Consider the following 21,430-nt stretch of genomic DNA (forward strand, 5'->3'; position numbering starts at 1 on the left):
GCTGTGCCGTGTCAGTGGGAGCGCATTATAGGGAGCCTGAACTTTTGTGCAAGGGGGATTTTTGCAGAATCACACCAAGCGAACACTATTTAGGCATCAACAGGGCAAAACCAACCTTTGAGCAACATAGATATTACCCTAAAGTCCCTTTTCATCTTGATGAGTAACTTGAACCAACTGAGATTGCTATGCAAGCTGACTTGCTCACTAACCAGAGTTGCTCGTCAAAGTGATTCAGTCCTCCGCATCTCTGCTCGAAGCTATGCCAAACCTATGCCAAACCTATGCCCGAACTTACGTCCTTGAGTCGAACAGTTAGCAAGTTGGGTTCCGTTGCCCGAGTGAAACGAGTCTTCATAAGGCTATTTCACTCGAGGTGGGATCTAGGTTTAGCACATATTTTGCCGCTTTGCAGAGTAAAAGCCTTTTGAGTGGCAGCCCAAAGTTTTCACTTTCAAGAGAGATTCATGACTTGAGCTTGCCTTGGCTCGCTTTATCTCCCGTATCTTCTTTTTCTTCGGCGCTCTCTTTGTTATCGCTATCCTTGTTATCTCGAGCATGGGAAATGGGAGAGTTCTCTGCACTTGATGCTTTGTCATCACAGTCATCTGCCTCATCGTCATCACCAACGACATGAGACACCTTGAGTTTTCTAACGCTGCGAATGGTAACCACAGGCCCCGAGAGAGCATAGAGATAAAATAGCAGACAGAGAATTAATGCAGGCTCGACCGAGATCACCACAAATACGGCCACTACCAGCAAGATCACCAGGAAGTTCACCTTGCCACGCCAATCGACTTCTTTAAAGGAGTGATAGCGGAAATTACTCACCATCAACAGACCGGCAACGGCCGTGACCAGGGCCACCAATATGCCTATATCATGCCCTGAGACGCCGTAGCCCTGCCCCAGCCAGACACTGCCAGCAATAAGAGCCGCTGCGGCCGGACTGGCAAGCCCTTGGAAGAAACGTTTATCGGCCACTCCTACTTGGGTATTGAAGCGCGCCAGACGCAAGGCAGCCCCGGCGCAATAGATAAAGGCCGCCAGCCAACCTATTTTGCCCAATTCAGAAAGCCCCCAGTTATAGGCTATCAAGGCCGGAGCCATACCGAAGGATACCATATCTGCCATCGAGTCGTACTCGGCACCAAAGGCACTCTGAGTGTTGGTCAAACGCGCCAGACGACCATCCAGTCCATCGAATAACATGGCAACAAATACAGCAATAGCCGATGCCTCAAAGTGCCCATTCATGGAAGCGATAACAGCATAGAAGCCCGAGAACAATCCTGCCGTTGTCATCAGATTGGGTAACAGATAGATGCCACGGGTTTTTATTGTTGGCTTGGATAAATTTTGCATACACTTAACCTGATGGTGTAATAAAGGTCTATAGCGGCAAAGATAACACACTTGCTCAGACAAGCTCACCCTGCAGAAACGGAAACAGACAATGATAAGGATCAGCCTATTTATGGCTCTGCTGGCATTACTCGGAGCCAACGCTGCCTCGGCAACGCCCATCTATACTTGGGTCGATGAAAATGGCGTTACCCACTACAGCCAAGAGCCGCCGCCACAGCAACAGGCCACCGAATTGAACAGCCAAAATCTGCAACCCGCCAGAATTGGCACGGTCGCGCCGCAGCGAAAAGATGACGTTGTGCAGGAAACTGAGTCTGAGAAACAGGCCAAATTGATCAAGGAGAAAGATGCGGCCCAGGCTCAGGCTATTTGTGATAAGGCCAAATTCCAATTGGATGTACTCAATACCCACACCAGACTACAACGTAAAGATGAGGCCTCCGGTGAAATGATTAAGATGACAGAAGAAGAACGGCAGGCGCAGATAAAGGAGCAGCAGGAGAGAATTCGGCTGTTTTGCCAAAGAAACTAGCCAGCAAGGCCAGAGAAGAATAAGTTCAAGTAGCAAAAAGGAGCGCCGCGGCGCTCCTTTTTATTCACTGAAGTTGACTTACTTAACGAAGTCTACACCCAGTTTGATATCCGCCTTCAAGGTATCCAGCATGGCGTCACGGGCATTGGTTTCAAACGCACTCAGCTCTCCATACGGCAGAACCTTTTCGATACCATTCTTGCCGAGTACCACTGGCTGGGCAAAAAATTCAGCGTGCTCGCTACCACCATCAACATAGGCGCACTCGATCACATTGGCTTCACCCTGCAGACCGCGGATCAGCGACAGACCGAAACGGAAAGCGGCCTGGCCCATGGACAGAGTCGCGCTGCCGCCACCGGCTTTGGCTTCAACCACTTCAGTACCAGCGTTTTGAATACGCTTGGTCAGGGCAGCAACTTCTTCATCAGAGAAGCTGACACCTTCAACCTGAGACAACAGAGGCAGAATGGTCACACCGCTGTGGCCGCCAATCACATTGACTTTAACATCGGCAACGTTCAGCCCTTTGGCTTCGGCGATAAAGGTTTCAGAGCGGATGACATCGAGAGTCGTCACACCGAACAGACGGTTCTTGTCGTAAACACCGGCTTTTTTCAGTACTTCAGCAGCAATGGCCACAGTGGTGTTCACTGGGTTGGTGATGATACCGATCAGCGCTTTGGGACAAGTCGCGGCCACTTTTTCAATCAGGTTACGGACGATACCGGCATTGATATTGAACAGATCAGAACGATCCATGCCCGGCTTACGGGCAACACCGGCAGAAATCAGCACCACATCGGCACCTTCCAGTGCAGGCGTTGGGTCTTCACCGGCAAAACCTTTAACTTCAACTGCTGTCGGGATATGACTCAGATCCACGGCAACCCCAGGCGTTACGGGGGCGATATCATAGAGTGACAGCTGAGAGCCGGCAGGCAATTGGGTTTTCAACAGAAGGGCAAGAGCCTGGCCGATACCACCAGCAGCACCAAGTACAGCAACTTTCATAGTTATCTCCGTCAATTCTCGGAATTATGTGTGACATAGATCTAATTCTGTGATGGCGCAACATTAAAGGATCGTCACAAAAATAGCAATTATCCCTTAGTCATATGACTCTGTTTCATCAAAAGCTGAATTAACTTCAGCGTTTTCTACTGCCCACTGAGGCTTCTTTTACCCACCAAATGACCTGCATTGCATTTTTATGCAGACATCTTGGGTATTTGTTGACACTTATCCGTTTGATATGCAGAATGGCCGGGATTTTCTGAATAACGACAGAAGAAGATGATGCAAGCAAGCAAAAATCAGGATGAGCTAATCAGAACCTTCAAGGCTCTGCTTAAAGAGGAGCGCTTCGGCTCCCAGAGTGAAATAGTCAATGCACTGCAAGCCGAAGGCTTTGCCAATATCAACCAGTCCAAAGTCTCGCGCATGCTGAGCAAGTTCGGTGCCGTGCGCACCCGTAACGCCAAGCAGGAGATGGTCTACTGCTTACCGGCCGAACTAGGGGTGCCTACTGCCGGCAGCCCGCTGAAGAATCTGGTATTGGATGTGGATCATAACCAAGCCATGATAGTGGTGCGTACCAGCCCGGGCGCGGCGCAGTTAATTGCCAGGCTGTTGGACTCCATCGGCAAGCCAGAAGGTATTCTGGGCACTATCGCCGGTGATGATACTATCTTTATCTGCCCTTCCAGCATCAAGACCATTGATGAAACCCTGGAAACAGTGAAGTCGCTGTTCAATTACACAGACTGAGTTGAAAATGCCATAAAAAAACGCCCTTCAATGAGGGGCGTTTTTGTTTTTATCGCGCTATTAATCATCAAACTGGATCATGAAATCCAGAGAAGGGGCAAAGAAAGAGGAGCCTGTTACCGCCTGAGTAAAGTGCATCAGGTGATCATGGTGCCCTTCTCCGTCACCGAAAACCATACTGTGAAGCATCTTTTCAAAATGGTTAGGTGTCTTACAGGTGGAAATAAACATCAAACCCTGCTGTTTTACAGAACCATAGGGCATGCTCTGACGCAGGATCTCCATCGACTCACCATTGTCATACTTGAGATTTACCCGCTTGATATGTGCCGTCAGCGGTTTGTCTTCCGAGGCGTACTCTATGTTGTCCTGCTTGGTGCGGCCTATGATGTCTTCCTGCTTTTTCTGCGGCAGTCTGTGCCACTTACTCAGATTATGGACATATTTCTGTACATGAATGTAGCTACCGCCGCGAAATGCATCGTCTTCATCACCTACCAGGGCTACAGCTTGACGGCCTCTGCCCTTGGGGTTTTCTGTGCCATCGACAAAACCGGTCAGATCGCGGCTGTCCATAAAGCGGAACCCGCGCTCCTCCTCTTCCAGTTCAGCCAACCCTTCCAGCATTTCGTTGACCTCATTGGCTACCAGATGAAGAATATCCAGGCGATCACAACGCAGGTGAATAAAAATATCGAACTCTATCGCCGGCGCATCCCGGTTACCCGACTCCATAGCAGGGAACGGCCTGAGTTCAGCCGGTCTGCTTCCCGGATAGAGGTGATCCCAAAAGTTGGCACCAATCGCCACAAAGGCGTTAAAGGCACTGTCGGCATACTGATCTGCCAGCTCATACAAATACTGGGCGACATTGGCCAGGCAAGGACGCAGTTGTGACTCCCCGCCTTCGTTGGCATTGAACATCAGATAAACGCTGTGCAGATTTCCCTCAGCGCAGATTCCCAGTTGTTCCCGTGGCATAACCTGTGTATCCATTTGCAATCTACCCTTTCAGATTAATTCATCTTCGGCCTTATTATCCGCAACTTGAGCGTTAATTTGAATTAGCTCACGCACGTTTTTGCCGATTGCTTTCAATAACCTGATGCCTGCCCGTCTTTACGGGACTCGGACGCTCCCCGATAAACGCCGCTTTCAACATTGACGCCTATGGCCTGATAACCACCAAAAGCCCCGAGAGAATCACTCAAAGTATGCCCCTTTTTCATCAGCTCACGGCGGGTTTCCATGGAAAAGCCCGACTCGAGACTGATATAACCGCCATCTGTCATCTGCTCGCCGGTCGGTTGGCTGGAACCTGTATGCAGTATTCTCGGAGCATCGCCCGCCTCCTGCAGGTTGAGGCCAAAATCAATCAGATTAATCATGATCTGAGCGTGCATCTGGGGTTGGGTGGCTCCCCCCATGACGCCAAAGCTGAGCCAAGGCTTGCCATCTTTGGTGACAAAGGCCGGAATTATGGTATGAAACGGTCTCTTACCCGGTGCATAGGAGTTGGCACGCCCGGGAGTGAGATCAAACAGCTGGCCCCTGTCCTGCAACACAAATCCCAAATCCGGAGGCGTCATGCCTGAGCCCATGCCACGATAATTGCTCTGGATGAGGGACACCATATTGCCTTCTTTATCAGCGGTAGTGAGATAGATGGTATCACCGTGTAAAAGATTGGGATTACCCGGCTCAACACTGGCGGCGGCTTTGTCAGCATCGATAAGCTTGGCTCTGGCGTAGTTGTATTCTTTGGAGATAAGTGACGCTACCGGCACTTTGGCAAAGTCCATGTCGGCGTAGAACTTGGCTCGGTCGGCAAACGCCAGCTTTTTTGCTTCCACGAAATGATGCACATATTCGGCGCTGTCCAGCCCCATGGCCTTGAGATTAAATGGCTCCAGGGTTTTAAGGATCTGCAGTGCCGCTATTCCCTGGCCGTTGGGCGGCAGCTCCCAGATATCATAGCCCCGATAATTAACCGATACAGGCTCAACCCACTCACTCTTGTGAGAAGCGAGATCTTCATAGGAAAGATAACCGCCCTGTTGTTGCATATAGGCGGCAATACTGCGGGCTATCTCTCCTTTGTAAAAGACGTCCCGGCCCCCCTTGGCAATTTTTTCATAGCTGTTTGCCAAAGCCGGGTTTCGAAACAATTCACCGACGGCCGGCATGCGGCCGCCTGGCATATAGGTTTCTTTAAACCCCGGGTATTTGGCCAGCTTGTCACCGCTGCGAGCCAGATAGAAGGCGATGAGCTCGGAAACCGGAAATCCTTCACGGGCATAATGAATAGCCGGCGCCAGGTTATCCTTCATGGGCAATTTGCCGAACTTGTCATGCAGTTCATACCAGCCATCCACGGCACCGGGCACGGATACGGGCAAAGGCCCATAAGGCGGCAAATGCTCAAGCCCTTTGGCCTTGAGCATCTCCAGCGTCAGAGAAGCCGGACTGCGGCCAGACGCATTGAGCCCATAGAGCCGCTGCTCTTTGGCGCTCCAGACAATGGCAAAAAGATCGCCGCCTATGCCAGAGCCAGTAGGCTCCACCAACCCCAGCATGGCATTGGCGGCAATCGCGGCATCCACGGCACTGCCTCCTTGCTTAAGAATATCGACCGCCACCTGAGTCGCCAGTGGTTGGCTGGTTGCCGCCATGCCATTGACCGCATAGACTTCAGAGCGGCTCGCAAAGGCCGCGCCCGTGATTCTGTCCATCGCCATGCTTCCCGTGCTGCAGAAAACAGCCAAACTCCCGATGACACCGAGTAACAGCTGACGACATGAGTTGTTGCTGATATTCCGTATCCCTTGTGCGTCCTGCATTTTATTATTGCTGTAGTTATGCATCTCGCCTCCGCTCTCATCCCGGAGCGGCGCATGGGCGAGTCCGGGGTTCAGTGAATACCTATGATGAGTTCAATCAAACCGATTGCTTGGTATAACACAGAGACAAACAAATTATCACCCACAGCAAACTTATGAAACAATTGTTGTTAACAGCCATTACCGAACAACACCAACGGATGTTCCAGTGCCGACAGCCTGACTCTCTGCCCTGGAGAAAACTGTACCTGATGACTACGAACCTCGAGTATGACGCCCTCTTGCTGCACATCATAATGGCAAACATTGCCCAGAAAACGCCGCTCGGTAACCACGGCCAGCCCCTGTTCGTCGGGTCGTAACTCCAACTGCTGTGGCCGCAGCAACAACTCGCCCTGCCAGTTCAGTGGCAAACCATGGGGCAAAGAGCTTTTAAGTCGACCGATTTGAGTATCGACACAGTGTTCGCAGCTGACCAGGGCCTTAAGATAATTACCGCTGCCGAGAAAGTCCGCCACATAGCGATTGACCGGGTTGGCATAGAGAGTTTCAGCACTGCCTTGCTGCACTATTTTTCCATCTTCAAACAGCGCCAGGGTATCGGCAAAAACAAAGGCTTCATCCTTACTGTGGGTCACAAATACGGCGCTGACGTTACGGCTCTTGAGGATCGCACGAATCTCCAGCATCAGCTCGCCGCGTACCTGGGCATCTATGTTGGAGAAGGGTTCATCCAACAACAGCAGTTCAGGTTCATAGGCAAGCGCCCTGGCAATCGACACCCTCTGTTGTTGACCGCCGGACAACTCGTGGGGATAACGTTCAGCAAGCCCCGGGAGCTTGACCAAATCCAGCATCTCCTCGAGCCGGCTCAGGCGCTGCGCCTTGTTCAATCCCTTGACACCAAAGAGGATATTCTGTGCGACCGTCAAGTGGGGAAACAGGGCATAGTCCTGAAAGATCATCCCCACGCCACGCTCCTCTCCCGGAACCTGCAGCTTATCCGTGGTTACTGCACGGCCGCTGATATAAATTTCACCGGCGGAGACCGGCTGCAGTCCGGCAATGGCTCTGAGCAGAGTCGTTTTACCACAACCACTGGGTCCGAGCAGGGCGGCAATTTCACCGGCTTGCAAGGTAATGCTCAGCCCTTTGAGCACCTGTTGGGCGCCATAATGGCTGTGGAGTTGCTTGACACTCAGGGTCGACATCAGTTGTTTTGCTCCAGCGAACGGTTGAGATAAATCAAGGGCACCAGCCCCACCAACACAATGACAATAGCCGCCAGCGCCCCCTGCTCCAACTGCTCATCGGAGACGTATTGGAACACTTGGGTAGCCAGGTTGTGAAACCCGACAGGGCTTAGCAGCAAGGCAGCCGGCAACTCTTTCATCGCCTCGATAAATACCAGTAGCAGAGCGGCAAAAATACCGCTGCGCAGCAATGGCAGATGGATTAATGCCAGTACTTTACCCGGTGTCTTGCCCAGGCTGATGGCCGCCATGTCGAGAGAAGGCGACAGCCGTTTGTAACTGCTCTCTATGCTGCCGATGGCGATGGCGGCAAAGCGAATACAAAACGCCAGCACCAGGGCGGCGATACTGCCGGTGAACAAGAGTCCCGGGCCTTGGCGCTCGAACAGGGCATAGAGATCATCGATTCTGAAATCGAGCCAGGTCAGCGGAATAAGCACGGCAATCGCCAGCACAGTGCCCGGCAGAGCGTAGCCGGTACTGACCAGACGGGATGGCAGTATGTCCCACTTTCGCGGACTCAGGCGGCGAATGAACATCAAGAGGATAGCCAAGAGCAAACACAATACACTGCTGATGGCGGCGACTGTTAGGCTGTTGAGACTGTACTGCCAAAAGTCACTGTTCCAGCTCTGTTGCCAGTAATCCAAGGCGTAACTGCCGAGAATGACAAATGGCAAAACAAAGGCCAACAGCAGCAACAGCGAGCAGTAGCCGAGCGCCAACCACTCACGCCAACCTTTGAGCCGGTAAGGCTCTGGCGCCTCCAGCAACAGCTGCTTTTGAAATAATTGCTGTTTACGCCTCGCCATACGCTCCAGCGCAAACAGAGTAAAGACCCCAAGCAACATCAATAGCGAAATTTTAGCCGCGGCCGCCAAGTCACCATAGGCTCGCCAGGTGTCGTAGACAGCCGTGGTCAGGGTGGATACCGCAAAATAATTGACCGTCGCCAAGTCAGCCATGGTTTCCATGGCCACCAGGGCGACACCGGCCGCCAGCGCCGGGCGCGCCATTGGCAGAGACAAACGCCAGAAACTCTGCCATGGCGAGCAGCCCATCACCTTGGCTGCATGCTGCAAACTTAAGGATTGCTCCAGAAACGCAGTGCGCCCCAAGAGGTAAACGTAGGGGAAGAGTACCAGCGACAACATCACAGTGGCGCCGCCCAGAGTTCGAATATCGGGAAACCAGTAGTCGGTTACCGATTGCCAACCAAAACTTGCGCGTAAAAACCGTTGCACAGGCCCGGCATAATCCAGTAGATCGGTATACACATAAGCGACGATATAGGCCGGCATGGCCAGCGGCAACAACAGAGCCCACTGGAACAGGCGCCGACCCCGAAACTCACAGCGTGCCACCAGCCAGGCAGCCGGCACCGCCAAAAGCAGACTGCCGACACTCACCCCCAACATCAGCCAGAAGGTATTGGCTATGTATGACGGCAACACAGTGGCAAACATCTGCCCAAAGCGGGTTTCGCCCGGTTCTAATGCCTGCATGACCAGCGCCAGCAAAGGCGCCACCATAAGGCCGCAGACGGTAAACCCCGCCCACGACCAGCCTCTGGAGAAGGTCAGGATCACCGCTATTCCCCCATAACCTTTGCAGAAACGCCTTCAAGCTCAGAGATCAAACTTAACCTCATCGAGCAGTCTCAGCGCCGCCTGATGGTGCTCTGCCAATTTGTAGACAGGCAAGTCATCGGCTTTGAAGTCCCCCCAGGATGCCACCAGTTTTGAGACAGGCACATCGACCTTGACCGGATATTCCATATTGACCTCGGCATAACTCTGTTGGGCGGCATCCGAAGACAGATACTCCATCAACTTGAGGGCATCGGCCGAGTTAGGTGCATGCTTGGCCAGCGCCATACCCGAGACATTGATATGGGCACCGCGATTTTCCTGGTTCGGGAAGTTGATCACTGCCGCTTCGGCCCATGGCCGCTGTTTGGGGTCTTGCAGCATCTTGCCATAGTAATAGCTGTTACCGATGGCGATATCACACAAGCCTTCTTTCACCGCCTGCACCTGCGCCCTGTCGTTACCCTGAGGCTTACGGGCCAAGTTACTCTTCAGTCCCTGAAGCCAACTCTTGGCATCGGCTTCACCGTGGTGGGCTATCATGGAGGCCACCAGCGCTATATTGTAGGGATGCTTGCCACTACGCATACAAACCTTGCCCTTGTAGCGGGCATCGGCCAGGTCTTCATAGTTGATCGCCAGCGGCCCGAGGCGCTCCTTGCTGGAATAGAGATTACGCACTCTCATGGTTAGGGCGTACCAGTTTCCTTCTGGATCCCGGTATTGGGCCGGAATATTCTGCTTGAGCGTGTCGCTTTCCACCTGTTTGACCAACTGCTTGTCCACCAATTCCTGCAACCGGGAAAAGTCAGACGTCAGCACCAGATCCGCCGGTGATAAGCGTCCTTCACGGGCCAATCTATCGGCGATGCCATCTTTGGCAAACACAAAATTAACCTTCACCCCGGTAGCCTGACTGAAGTCATCCAGAATGGGCTTGACCAAAAACTCCTGACGATAGGAATAAACCGTCACCTCACCGGCGGCGGCCACCGGCAGCGTCACGCTGGATGCGGCCAACGCACTGCAAAGTATCAGACCTGTTTTGTAGCTCATATTCTTCGGCACTCCATATTGGGATGAGTAATTTAATGAGAACTATTTCTAATCCACTTTATTTTCAGCCTAGTGCAAAAATTCTGGCAAGGGGAATACAAATGAAATAGACAGAATGGCAGCGGCTGGGAGCAAAGCGATTGGAATCGGCCGAATTGTCGCAAACTAAACTAAACTGAACCTTAAAACCCATGCATGGCGAGGGGGAAAACGCCTTGGATATGTTGGAAATCTTGCTGGCTGTGGTGTCTTTGCTACTGATATTGTTTCTGTTCCGCCACAGATTAAGGCCAGGAAAGCGACGGCTGGCCAAACCTGTTACGCCGCAGGAAAAGCAGTATCACTGTGTCTCCATAATGTTGACACCAACTGCCTGCCAGGCGATAAGAGTGCTTGAAGGCAAGCGTTTTTTGTCGAAGGAGGCGCCCAGGCTTCCCTTGCCTGAGTGTGATTGCAGCCAATGCGACTGCAAGTATCAACATCATGAAGATAGAAGGGTTCCCTTCAGCGACCGACGGCTGGATTATGGCATGAGCCATGATCTCTACGGTGCCTTCGGTGAAACCAACCGCAGGGACAACCCCAAGGGCAGGCGTTACTCGGACTTGGCCAAACCGCAAATTACCGAGAAATCATCCAGGACGAGTATCTCGGAAACTCTGCCTGAGTGACGCCGATTCCTGCCAGTGTGCCAGGGCAGGCACTACTTTACGCCAATCGAGATCCGGATGACGAAAATCAAGGTATTCGAGTAGCACCAATAGCAGCACCTGCCTGGCATCGAGTGGACCGCTCGCGATGATTCCCTGACGCTCCACCTCCATCAAGGCTCTGAGCAGGGCCTGCTCGAAACGGCCGCTCCAGAAAGGAGAACGAACCCCCTCCTCTTCACGCATCTGTTCCTGCCTTAAGCCAACGGCGCTATCCAGCGCGCCTTTGAGCAGTGAGAACTGACACTCATAGGCCCAGTTTCTGGATGGCCCAAAGAAACGATCCTGGCCGAATCTGTCGTCCAGAAAGCGGACAATGACTTCGCTGTCGAACATTGCGGCGCCATCGTCCAAAAGCAGACAGGGAATTTTCCCCAAGGGGTTAACTGACAGTAACTCGTCACTGTTATCGAAGGGATTGACCAGCTTTTCATCCAGCGCCAAACCCAGCTCGCGGGCAATGACCCTGACCACGCGGGCATAAGGCGAAGCTGTAGAGTAATAGAGCTGCATCCAGACTCTCCTGTTACCAGTATTTTTCGACTGTTATCTGTCCGGGGGCCCGGCGCAGGTTTTTGGCCAAGCCTTTATCGATAAGTGCCGCCGTAGCCCCCTGGATCATTCCGGGATTACCACAAAGCATCAATTGCGAGTCCTTTGCACTTATGCTCAGCCCGGCCTTGGCCTCTATCTCACCGCTTTGCAACCCATCCGGGATGCGACAACGCAGCGCACCGTCAAAGTCTTCACGAGTGACACTGGGCACAAACACAAATTGCTCGTGATAGGTCTGTTGATAGCCGCGGATCTTATCGAGATAGGCGAGATCCTGCACTTCTCTTACCCCGTAAACCAGAACCACTTTATCAAACCGTTGCCAAGGCTCCTGAGTATCCAGCATGGAAAGAAACGGCCCCACAGCAGTACCTGTTGCCAAAAACCACAGGTGGCGCCCCTGTAATTCCCCTTTAGGGATCTCATCCAGGGTCATAAAGCCGGTGGCTTTGTCTGTCACACTAATACTGTCACCCGGCTGCAAAGATTGCAGGTCTGGCGACAACTGGCCTTGATCTACCGCCACCGCCAGTATTTCAAGATAGTCAGTCCCGGGGGCATTCACCAGAGAATAGGCCCGGGCGATACGTTTATCATCCCGCACCTGACTGAGTTTGATAAACTGGCCGGCAATAAACGGCGCTATCTCGGCGGCTATCCTCAGGCTGAATAACTTGCTGTTCCAATCGATACGCTCAATGACCCGGCCTTCAGTCCACATAGCTTCTCCTTAAGGTAACACAAGACGATTATTGCAGCATAACTCCATATTCAGCCAACAAAAACCCCTCATAGTGAGGGGTGTTATCTGCAGGTAAGGTTTCGCGTGAGCTCAATTATTCCTGCTCTGTGCTAAAGCTGTCTCTGAATGCCTGCAACCCTTGCTGTACCAGGGAGTAAGTTTCATCTACCCCGGCCTTGATATCGCCTTCCAGCACCTTGAGCCCGGAGAGAATATCCGTCGCCTCTTTAAAGCCCTGATCTATGGCGCCGCCTATAACGTCCATAAAACCGGACAGCTGACTGTCAAAGTCCATGCTGGAATTTTGCTGCTGGTAGACACTGAAGAACTGAGTGGCAAAACTGACAATTCTGTCGGCCGTGGCCTCGGGAGAAGTATCTATCTGCTGATCCTGCACCTGCTGCAGGGCATTTTCCCCCATGTAAGGTGCCAGTTCTTCATTGATGGCCTCAATCGCGGCGCGATATAAGAGACTCATGGGTTCGTTGCCGCTATTGAGGCTTACCTCCTCCTGCGCCGCCAGAATAGCGTTATTCATCAACTGCTGGCTGACATGGCGGGCGCTCTTGCTGCTGGCGACTTCAGATACCGCCTTGCCATGATTCCCGTCCAGTTGTTGGGTCTTGTCCTTGGCCACCTCAGATACCTGAGCGCCATGATTGCGGATTTCCATCTTGGTTTCCTCGTATGAAAAGCGTATCTCAGGTTAATTATCGACCAGTTCAGTAATTAGTTTAGCGATTGTTTACCCAGACCGATAGTCTGAGCTATGATCCCGCATGCTATTTAAGTATTTGATAGGAAATAAAAATGGTAAGAATTTTCCTACTGCTTTGTCTTTCTGTGTTTTTTAGCTTGCCATCCCTTGCCGCTGACACCAATCAAACCATATTTCTGGTTAGGCACGCGGAAAAAGCCCAGGGAACCGATCCCGGGCTGACAGCCGCCGGTAAAGCGCGAGCCGAGGCTCTAGCCGAGGCATTACGGGACACCCAACTGCAAAGGCTAATGTCGAGTGAGTTTCGCCGTACTCAGGAAACCCTGGCGCCGATTGCAACAGCCAAACAACTCAGGATAGAAGTGTTTCCAGCCAAAGCCGGCTTGGAGGCTCACATCAATGCCATAGCTGATGCGGTTAAAGCCAGCCAAGGCAATGTGCTGATCGCCGGCCACAGCAATACAGTTCCGGCCATCATTAAGGCTCTGGGTGGCCCCCTGGTTAGCCTGAATGAGCAGCAATACGACCAACTGTTTATTCTCACCTTGGGAGAACAGGGGCCCACAGGCCTGGTAACCACCCACTTTGGCAGTCAATAAGGATAGAAGATGCGCGAGCAAAACTGGTTTATGTGGGGGCTGGAACTGTTTTCCGGCCTGTTTCTGATAGTCGTCGGCTTAGGGCTTTTGGTGATCACTTACATGTATATCGCCGATGTGATGCAAACCAAGCAGGCGGTGCGGCATAACTACCCTGTTGTAGGCCGATTCAGATATTTCTTCGAGAAAATGGGCGAATTCTTCCGCCAGTACTTTTTTGCCCTCGATCGGGAAGAACTTCCCTTTAATCGCGCCGAGCGTAGTTGGGTATATCGGGCGGCGAAAAATGTTGATCGCACCATAGCCTTCGGCTCCACCAGGCCACTGGAAGCCAACGGCAGTATCATGTTTATGAATACGGCCTTCCCAACGCTGGATCAAGACGTTGTGCCACCAACGCCTGTGGTTATTGGCCCGGACTGTGAACATCCCTTTGCCACCAGCGCCATTTGCCATATTTCCGCCATGAGCTTTGGCGCCCTCTCCCGCCCGGCTGTTACCGCCCTTTCCCATGGTGCGGCTCAGGCAGGATGCTGGCTCAACACAGGGGAAGGCGGCCTCAGCGCCCACCATCTCAAGGGAAATTGCGATCTGGTGTTTCAGATAGGTACCGCCAAATACGGTGTTCGCAATGCCGAAGGCCACCTGGATGATGACAAGCTCAGGGAAGTGGCCGCTCACTCTCAGGTGAAGATGTTCGAAATCAAACTCAGTCAGGGAGCCAAGCCAGGCAAAGGCGGAATTCTTCCCGGGGTGAAAGTAACCGAAGAGATAGCCACCATTCGCGGCATCCCTGTCGGACAGGACTCCATCAGTCCCAATGGTCATATTGAATTTCACCATGTCGGCGACATTCTCGACATGATAGCCAGAGTCAGGCAAGTGACAGGCAAACCCACAGGGATCAAGGCAGTCTTGGGTGATATCCACTGGTTGGAAGATTTTCTGGAAGAGATTAACCAACGCGGCCATGAATCGGCTCCCGACTTCTTCACCCTCGACAGCGCCGATGGCGGCACAGGCGCGGCGCCGCAAACTCTGATGGATTACGTTGGCCTGCCGCTGAAAGAGAGTCTGCCATTGCTGGTGGATCATCTTCGCCGCCATGGATTGAAGCAGAGGATTAAAGTGATTGCCTCGGGCAAGCTGATCACCCCTTCCAGAGTCGCCTGGGCACTGGCTCTTGGCGCAGACTTCATCGCCTCTGCCAGAGGTAACATGTTTGCGCTGGGATGTATTCAGGCATTGCAGTGCAACAAGGATACCTGCCCTACCGGGATAACCACCCACAACAAGAAGCTGCAACAGGGTTTGGATCCCAGAGACAAATCCACCCGAGTCGCCAACTACAACAAGGCATTACACCATGACCTGGGGATGCTGGCCCATTCCTGTGGAGTCAGTGACCCAAGACAGCTCAAGCCACATCATGTCAGAGTCGTCACTCAAAATGGTCTGTCTGTGTCCTTGGATAAATATTACGCTCACTTCGATCAATAAAGATAATTTAGCTGTCACTAAAGTATAATAGTGGGTAGATTGTGCGTTATGTCACAAAAGTGGTAAGATCTTACTCCTAGTCAAGACTTGCCACTTCCAGAGGATTTTGAAGTGAAAATGACATTTGTCAGTCAGGTCCCCAAGCCGGAAACGAGCAAAACTGCATCGCTCAGCTGCAAGAATTGCAGCCGTTTGATTGAGATTGAGGGAGAGATGCTCTGTTATCGCGGCGGTAAAATAACTGAACTGACGCCGGTAAACGAAGCGAAAAATGGTTTCAACCTACTGTGCGACGGCTGGCAAGCCGACCGCAACCAAACCAAGAAATAGGATCAACTCAGGCTCAGCTGCGCAAAACCCCTTGCGACTGAGCCTGCTTTCTTGACTCACTGATAATCCCTTCCAACGCCGCATTAAAGGTTTCCGCAGATACCATAGACAGAGTCAGGCCGCGGGTGGAAACTCTCAGTCCAGCACGTAACTCAGTATGCAGTTGATTGAGGGCAACTTCGTCCATACCCCGCTTTTTCAGATTATCTGCCAAACTGTTCCAGTCTGTACGGACTTTGTCCTGCATTCCTTCGATATTGACCTGCAATACAATGTTTTCCATCTGTGCTGCCCCCAGGCTGACGCTACTTCGGAGCATCAAGTATGCGGCAGCCAGCCTGAATCAATGCTGAACTTGCACCGACTCATCTGCCTGTTTTGTGTGCTGGATCCGCCACAAACGAGCATAATATCCATCGGCGGCCAACAGGTGGTCGTGGGTGCCGGACTCAACCAACCGACCTTGATGCAACACTAAGATTTTATCGGCATCCACCACAGTCGACAGCCTGTGGGCAATCACCAGACTGGTATGGCCCTTGGCAACTTCATCGAGCGCCTTGAGAATAGCCCTCTCGGAGCGGCTGTCCAGTGACGAGGTGGCTTCATCGAAGATCAGTATCGGCGAGCGCTTCAATATCGCCCTGGCAATAGCCACTCGCTGCTTTTCACCGCCGGAGAGTTTCATGCCTCTCTCACCCACCTTGGTCTGAGCCTGCTGTGGTAATGTCTCAACAAACTGCTTCAGATGGGCCAACTCTATCGCCTGCCAAATCTCGGCGTCAGAAGCATCGGGGCGGCCATAGCGAATGTTTTCAAACAGAGTATCGTTAAACAGCACTGTATCCTGAGGCACTATGGCGATGGCCCGGCGCAGTGCATCTTGGGTCATGTCGCGAATATCTATACCATCGACCCGAATCGCCCCTTGGCTGACATCGTAAAAACGGAACAGCAAGCGTACCAACGTCGATTTACCGGCGCCGCTTTCACCCACTACAGCCACCTTCTGCCCGGGTTCTATCTCAAAACTCACGCCCTTGAGTATCTCCCTGTCACCATAGCCAAAGCCAACCGAGTCAAAACTGACTCTGCCCTCTGTCGGCACGATATCCTTGGCCACTGGGTTATCTTTTACCAGCGGAGTCTTATCCAGCAGCGAGAACATCCTTTCAATATTGGCCAAGGCTCCACGAATCTCACGATACACAAAACCCAGGAAGTTGAGCGGCATAAAGAGTTGCATCATAAAGGCATTGATCAACACAAAATCACCCACTGTCATCTGCCCCCGGGTCACTTCAAAAGCCGCGAGCCCCAGCATCAAGGTCATGGCAACAGCAATAATTGTGGCCTGACCGGCATTGAGAGCAAACAGCGACAGGCGATTCTTGCGTTTGGCCACCTCCCAATCCGCCAAAGCCTTGTCATACTCATTCGCCTCATAGGCTTCATTATTGAAGTACTTGACGGTTTCATAGTTAAGCAAACTGTCGATAGCACGGGTATTGGATACAGAGTCGGCCTTTGCCGCCTCACGTACATAGGCGGTGCGCCACTCGGTGGCTATCACAGAGAACATGCCATAGGCCAACACGGAGCAGAAGGTAATCAGCGCAAACCAGATGCCGTAATTCCACAGCAAAATGGCCACCACCATCAGGATTTCCAGCAGGGTAGGCACTATGTTGAACACCATAAAGCGCATCAGAAAACTGATGCCGCTGGTGCCACGCTCTATGTCCCTCGATAATCCGCCGGTGCGTCTGTCGAGATGAAACCCAAGATCCAGCCGGTGCAGATGTTCAAATACCTGCAACCCCAGGCGCCGTATCGCTCTCTCTGTTACCCTGCCAAAGAGGGTATCCCTGATCTCCCCTGTGAGTGCATTAACCAATCTCAAGCCGCCATAAGCCAAAACCAGCGCCAAGGGCACGGCCAACAGCTGCGCAGTTTGTTCGCCGCCAAGGCCATCTACCAAATGCTTCAACAGGAAAGGCAAGCCGACACTGGCGAGCTTTCCCACAACAAGACACAACAGCGCCAGGATAATCCGGCCCTTGTATTCCAGCAGATAGGGCCAGAGAAGTTTGAGCACTTGCCAGTTGAGCTTATCGACGGGACCTTCAAAGTAGAGAGTTGGACGCATACATCTTGCCAGGGGAAAAGAGTGACTCGAGTGTAACAGTGACCAGGACTCAAGTCTGCGATCTGTTTGGCTGCCCACTCGGAAATAATCACAGCAACTAGCACTTTAGAATGACAAAAATAACATTAGACCTAGACTAAATAACTAGTAACGGAATTTTTATCGCCAAAATCACCTCAAAGAAGCGAAAGATGGTTATGCATGAAAAAAGAATTTGGTACTCTTTCCAGCTATTGAGTACGGGCAGCAACAAGTGTTCAAAAAATGTCAAACAAACCGGCCCGCACCGATTTTTACCGTATATTTTGAAGGAAATCTTATGTTGGATTCAAAAGTTCAATACCCGCCCCTGCCGCTGATCCAAACCTGGGTATGGATGATGATCGAATCAGGCAACCCCGAGATCCAGGAAAAAGGCCGTAACAACCTGATAGCTTCCTTTGGCAGTCTGGCCAAAGCCAACGAATATTTGGCACAGCAAGCCCAAAAATAAAGGCGCCGATGGCGCCTTTATTTTTGTAGTAGAAACATTCAACCCTGACGGCGTTTAAGCACGCTGTCGTTGAGCATTGACAGCAGTCTCTCTGTATCATCCCAACCTATGCAGGCATCGGTAATGCTCTGGCCATAACAAAGTGGCTGTCCGGGTTTGAGATCCTGACGTCCTTCCACCAGATGACTCTCCACCATCACCCCAAAAATTGCCTGCTGTTTGGCGGCAATCTGGCCGCAAACATCTTCAGCGACCAACATCTGACGCCGGAAGTCCTTACTGGAGTTGGCATGGCTGAAATCAATCATCACCTTGGGTTTCAGACCGGCACTCTCAAGCTGAGAACATATCTGGGCCACATGGGCCGAGCTGTAGTTGGGCTCGCGTCCACCGCGCAGAATGATATGGCAGTCATCATTCCCCTTGGTTGACACAATCGCCGAATGGCCAAACTTGGTCACAGACAGGAAATGGTGTGGCGCACTGGCGGCCCCAATGGCATCTATCGCCACCTTGATGGTGCCATCTGTACCGTTTTTGAATCCCACAGGGCAAGAGAGGCCCGATGCCAACTCCCGATGAACCTGGGACTCTGTGGTACGGGCTCCGATGGCGCCCCAACACATGAGGTCGGCCATATACTGCGGGGTAATCATATCGAGAAACTCACCCGCGGTTGGCACCTGGTTGTCATTCAATTCGAGCAGCAATTTGCGGGCAGTTCTCAGGCCGTCGTTGAGCTTGAAGCTGTTATCCATGTATGGATCGTTAATCAGCCCCTTCCAGCCCACTGTCGTTCTGGGTTTTTCAAAATAAACCCGCATCACCACTTCCAGTTGATCCTGATAGGCCGTTCTGAGCTTGGCCAGACGCGCACCATACTCCAACGCCGCTTCAGGGTCGTGAATAGAGCATGGCCCTATCACCACCAGCAGGCGATCATCCTGTCCCTGAAGAATTCTGTGAATATTTTCCCTGGCCTTAAAGACAGTTGAGGAAGCGCGCTCGGTTGCCGGAAATCGTTCCAGAATGGCTATCGGTGGCAGTAACTCTTTAACTTCATTAATCCGTACATCATCATTCTGGTAATACATAAATGTCACACTACTCCGGCTATTGATAAGAATCTCTTGTTTTGGATAACAGTTTCAATCTATCCGTTATATTCAACCAATGCAATTGACTTATATGGGTTTACAGGCAAATCTGCCCTTTTATTGTTTTTTGTATGGCAATCTTATGATTTAATAAAAAATTCTTTAAGTGTGATATTGCAAACGAAAGAGATGTTCAGCAACCAATGGGCAGTAAAACAGGCAAACAGCCTATAGGCCCCAGGAACCGAATTATAATTACACCTGATACCCAGTAACCCAAGGCCAACTGTGATCCGACTCTGTCTGCTATCTGTACTCATGCTGATGCCTCTTGCCCAAGCCAAGTCGCAGGCCAATCGGTCGGTGACCTTTTCCACCAGTTTCTCCATCGCGCCTTTCTTTACTGAAGACCGCCACAACGGCATCCAATACCAGTTACTGAAACAAGCCTTGCAACACAGGCAACTCACCTTGGGAGATATCGCTTTTACGCCCCCCAAACGCGCCTTGCGGCTGCTGTTGGCCGGCCAGGTCGATTGTCTTATCAATGCTCCGCCCGGACTCAAAGGGATGCACTACACCCCGAGCCTGCTCAGTTACCAAAACAGCATCTTTCTGCTCGCCGATAACCAGAGAATCATTGAGCAAGTCGCCGATCTCGCCCATATACGCCTGGCGGCCTTTCAAAATGCCAGCCATTACCTGGGAGCGGAATTTGCCAAGATGGCCCGCCTGAATCCGGATTACAGTGAAATTGCCAATCAGAGTAATCAGGTGGCTATGTTGCTGGGGAATAGAGTTGAGGCAATAGTGTTGGAAAGGCGAATTTTTGCCTATAACTATCAAAAACTTGCTGAGAAAAAGGACTCACTTCCTCCTGTAAGGGAAGTATCGCTGTTCGAAGAGGCCCCACGCTTTCTGGCTTGCCGGGATCCTGAGATAGCCGCCGAAATAACCGCCGGTATCGAGTGGCTTTATGAGCAGGGAGTTGCCGAGCGTATTCTGGCCGAACCACCACAGTTTGATGACTGACAATATTCAAACCCGAGTAGTTTTCCATCAGGCTTTATTTATCTGAAAAAACAGCAGATAAATAAAGTCAAAGCTGAAATTCAAACACAATCCCACATTAAACCCTCTTCAGACAATCAAATATTCCGCATAAAGTCTTGCCGCCTTAACATATCGAAGTTAGCTTAATTAGTGGATGAGCATACTTATCCGTTCAACAAAATAATGACAATCAACAAGAGAAATGCGACATGAAAATATCCACCACCCTAATGATGTTGGGTCTTTGTAGTGTCTGCTCCCTGAGTCATGGCGCCACCGGCGTCGCCTTTGTCCATGGAACAGGAAAACAAACCGATGCCCTGAACGATTACTGGACCCGCGAGTTTGTCGATTCAGTTCGTCAAGGTATCAGCACCCCGAGTAACTATCAGGTCATCAACTGTGACTTCGAACAATATATGTGGGATGAGGCCGCTGCCGGCTGTCTGGTCGATCAGCTGCAGAGCTTTATCAACGCCCGCAATCTGGATCAACTGATCCTCATCACCCACTCCAATGGCGGCAACATAGTGCGCTGGGTCTTGTCCAATCCCACCTGGGATGGGCGTTATCCAGCTGTGATCAACAGCATCAGCCGAGTGATAGCGCTGGCTCCTTCCAGTGCCGGTACCCCACTGGCCGATGCCGTCACTCAAGGCAATGTGTTTGAAACCAGTCTCGGCTGGCTGCTCGGTTACGACAGCGATGCCGTCAAACAGCAGCAAGTGGGTTGGATGGCGCAATACAACAGTCAATGGCTGTACGGCACAGCCGGGCGCCCTTCTCTGGGTAAGCCTTTTGAAGCTGTTGTCGGCTCGGACGTGGAGTCGGCAGTTTGGGACAGCGACAGCTATTGCGGCGGCTATCAGTACCAGGTCGGGTTGGAGACTACCCAAAACTGGCTGGATAACTGCTCCGACGGTTTTCTTGAGTGCAGCTCCCAGAGTGCCGCCGGCAGTGTCTGGTTTACCGATAAGCAGAAAACCCGTGACAGAGAACCTTTGAGTCACCATCAAAGCCGCCGGGCCTGTTTTAATCTCGACACCCTTCTGCGCAATCATATCTGAGGACGT

The 21,430-nt window shown here is 51.8% G+C and carries 22 protein-coding genes; 9 read left to right on the forward strand and 13 right to left on the reverse strand.

The window, feature by feature from the left end; genetic code table 11:
• Window positions 1–465: 465 nt before the first annotated feature.
• Entirely contained in the window at window positions 466–1,368 is a 903-nt protein-coding gene (gene pssA / locus ON072_RS17825) for a CDP-diacylglycerol--serine O-phosphatidyltransferase (RefSeq protein WP_274626126.1), read from the reverse strand.
• Window positions 1,369–1,459: 91 nt separating this feature from the next.
• Here pssA and ON072_RS17830 point away from each other — a divergent pair, with 91 nt between their 5' ends.
• Window positions 1,460–1,903 (forward strand): DUF4124 domain-containing protein, encoded by a 444-nt coding sequence (locus tag ON072_RS17830; RefSeq protein ID WP_052657951.1) that lies wholly within the window; start codon window positions 1,460–1,462, stop codon window positions 1,901–1,903.
• 78 nt (window positions 1,904–1,981) lie between these two features.
• On the opposite strand, the gene mdh is transcribed toward ON072_RS17830, so the two are convergent.
• On the reverse strand, window positions 1,982–2,917 hold the full coding sequence (mdh, locus tag ON072_RS17835; RefSeq protein WP_025012092.1) for a malate dehydrogenase: 936 nt from the start codon (window positions 2,915–2,917) through the stop codon (window positions 1,982–1,984).
• Window positions 2,918–3,202: 285 nt separating this feature from the next.
• On the opposite strand from mdh, the gene argR reads away from it, so the two are divergent.
• A complete protein-coding gene (gene argR, locus ON072_RS17840) occupies window positions 3,203–3,673 on the forward strand; it encodes a transcriptional regulator ArgR (RefSeq protein WP_025012091.1) in 471 nt (156 codons plus the stop codon).
• 60 nt (window positions 3,674–3,733) lie between these two features.
• Here argR and ON072_RS17845 read toward each other — a convergent pair whose 3' ends face one another.
• The 5 genes from ON072_RS17845 to ON072_RS17865 all read right to left on the reverse strand — a co-directional run bounded on the left by ON072_RS17845 (window position 3,734) and on the right by ON072_RS17865 (window position 10,411).
• Window positions 3,734–4,669: a Dyp-type peroxidase gene (locus tag ON072_RS17845; RefSeq protein WP_025886988.1), complete on the reverse strand. Its 936-nt coding sequence runs from the start codon at window positions 4,667–4,669 to the stop codon at window positions 3,734–3,736.
• Between the two features lie 98 nt (window positions 4,670–4,767).
• The gene (gene ggt / locus ON072_RS17850; protein ID WP_226685229.1) at window positions 4,768–6,411 is read right to left on the reverse strand and encodes a gamma-glutamyltransferase; all 1,644 of its coding nucleotides are present in this window, start codon (window positions 6,409–6,411) and stop codon (window positions 4,768–4,770) included.
• A 272-nt stretch (window positions 6,412–6,683) separates the two neighbouring features.
• Window positions 6,684–7,727, reverse strand: a complete 1,044-nt coding sequence (locus ON072_RS17855) for an ABC transporter ATP-binding protein (RefSeq protein WP_181881392.1) — start codon at window positions 7,725–7,727, stop codon at window positions 6,684–6,686.
• The gene (locus ON072_RS17860) at window positions 7,724–9,355 is read right to left on the reverse strand and encodes an ABC transporter permease (RefSeq protein WP_096142311.1); all 1,632 of its coding nucleotides are present in this window, start codon (window positions 9,353–9,355) and stop codon (window positions 7,724–7,726) included. The genes ON072_RS17855 and ON072_RS17860 overlap by 4 nt, the downstream gene beginning before the upstream one ends.
• Before the next feature lie 39 nt (window positions 9,356–9,394).
• Window positions 9,395–10,411 (reverse strand): Fe(3+) ABC transporter substrate-binding protein, encoded by a 1,017-nt coding sequence (locus ON072_RS17865; RefSeq protein WP_109248542.1) that lies wholly within the window; start codon window positions 10,409–10,411, stop codon window positions 9,395–9,397.
• A gap of 215 nt (window positions 10,412–10,626) precedes the next feature.
• Here ON072_RS17865 and ON072_RS17870 point away from each other — a divergent pair, with 215 nt between their 5' ends.
• Entirely contained in the window at window positions 10,627–11,082 is a 456-nt protein-coding gene (locus tag ON072_RS17870; RefSeq protein ID WP_175472264.1) for a hypothetical protein, read from the forward strand.
• Here the strand turns inward: ON072_RS17870 and ON072_RS17875 are convergent.
• The 3 genes from ON072_RS17875 to ON072_RS17885 all read right to left on the reverse strand — a co-directional run bounded on the left by ON072_RS17875 (window position 11,044) and on the right by ON072_RS17885 (window position 13,091).
• On the reverse strand, window positions 11,044–11,634 hold the full coding sequence (locus tag ON072_RS17875) for a glutathione S-transferase N-terminal domain-containing protein (protein ID WP_144380069.1): 591 nt from the start codon (window positions 11,632–11,634) through the stop codon (window positions 11,044–11,046). The two genes, ON072_RS17870 and ON072_RS17875, sit on opposite strands and share 39 nt — an antisense overlap.
• Window positions 11,635–11,647: 13 nt before the next feature.
• Window positions 11,648–12,397 (reverse strand): ferredoxin--NADP reductase, encoded by a 750-nt coding sequence (locus ON072_RS17880; RefSeq protein ID WP_044733870.1) that lies wholly within the window; start codon window positions 12,395–12,397, stop codon window positions 11,648–11,650.
• 115 nt (window positions 12,398–12,512) lie between these two features.
• Window positions 12,513–13,091, reverse strand: coding sequence for a DUF5610 domain-containing protein (locus ON072_RS17885; RefSeq protein ID WP_044733869.1), 579 nt, complete (start codon window positions 13,089–13,091; stop codon window positions 12,513–12,515).
• A 137-nt stretch (window positions 13,092–13,228) separates the two neighbouring features.
• On the opposite strand from ON072_RS17885, the gene ON072_RS17890 reads away from it, so the two are divergent.
• The 3 genes from ON072_RS17890 (at window position 13,229) to ON072_RS17900 (ending at window position 15,565) form a co-directional block, all read left to right on the forward strand.
• Complete coding sequence (locus ON072_RS17890) at window positions 13,229–13,735, forward strand: phosphoglycerate mutase family protein (protein WP_037466670.1); 507 nt, start codon at window positions 13,229–13,231, stop codon at window positions 13,733–13,735.
• Window positions 13,736–13,744: 9 nt separating this feature from the next.
• Entirely contained in the window at window positions 13,745–15,235 is a 1,491-nt protein-coding gene (locus ON072_RS17895) for an FMN-binding glutamate synthase family protein (protein ID WP_025011511.1), read from the forward strand.
• A gap of 117 nt (window positions 15,236–15,352) precedes the next feature.
• Window positions 15,353–15,565: a hypothetical protein gene (locus ON072_RS17900; RefSeq protein ID WP_174840162.1), complete on the forward strand. Its 213-nt coding sequence runs from the start codon at window positions 15,353–15,355 to the stop codon at window positions 15,563–15,565.
• 13 nt (window positions 15,566–15,578) lie between these two features.
• Here ON072_RS17900 and ON072_RS17905 read toward each other — a convergent pair whose 3' ends face one another.
• Complete coding sequence (locus ON072_RS17905) at window positions 15,579–15,848, reverse strand: hypothetical protein (protein ID WP_025011513.1); 270 nt, start codon at window positions 15,846–15,848, stop codon at window positions 15,579–15,581.
• A gap of 60 nt (window positions 15,849–15,908) precedes the next feature.
• Window positions 15,909–17,714, reverse strand: a complete 1,806-nt coding sequence (locus ON072_RS17910) for an ABCB family ABC transporter ATP-binding protein/permease (RefSeq protein ID WP_107353212.1) — start codon at window positions 17,712–17,714, stop codon at window positions 15,909–15,911.
• A 319-nt stretch (window positions 17,715–18,033) separates the two neighbouring features.
• Here ON072_RS17910 and ON072_RS17915 point away from each other — a divergent pair, with 319 nt between their 5' ends.
• Window positions 18,034–18,207 (forward strand): hypothetical protein, encoded by a 174-nt coding sequence (locus ON072_RS17915; protein WP_096142315.1) that lies wholly within the window; start codon window positions 18,034–18,036, stop codon window positions 18,205–18,207.
• A gap of 38 nt (window positions 18,208–18,245) precedes the next feature.
• On the opposite strand, the gene aroG is transcribed toward ON072_RS17915, so the two are convergent.
• Entirely contained in the window at window positions 18,246–19,301 is a 1,056-nt protein-coding gene (gene aroG, locus ON072_RS17920) for a 3-deoxy-7-phosphoheptulonate synthase AroG (RefSeq protein WP_044733847.1), read from the reverse strand.
• Window positions 19,302–19,592: 291 nt separating this feature from the next.
• Between aroG and ON072_RS17925 the strand changes: the two genes are divergently transcribed.
• Entirely contained in the window at window positions 19,593–20,336 is a 744-nt protein-coding gene (locus ON072_RS17925; RefSeq protein ID WP_144132784.1) for a transporter substrate-binding domain-containing protein, read from the forward strand.
• 230 nt (window positions 20,337–20,566) lie between these two features.
• Entirely contained in the window at window positions 20,567–21,424 is an 858-nt protein-coding gene (locus ON072_RS17930; protein ID WP_025011517.1) for a hypothetical protein, read from the forward strand.
• The last annotated feature ends 6 nt before the right edge of the window (window positions 21,425–21,430 follow it).

It is taken from the genome of Shewanella sp. K8, assembly GCF_028823715.1.
Lineage (GTDB): Bacteria > Pseudomonadota > Gammaproteobacteria > Enterobacterales > Shewanellaceae > Shewanella > Shewanella algae.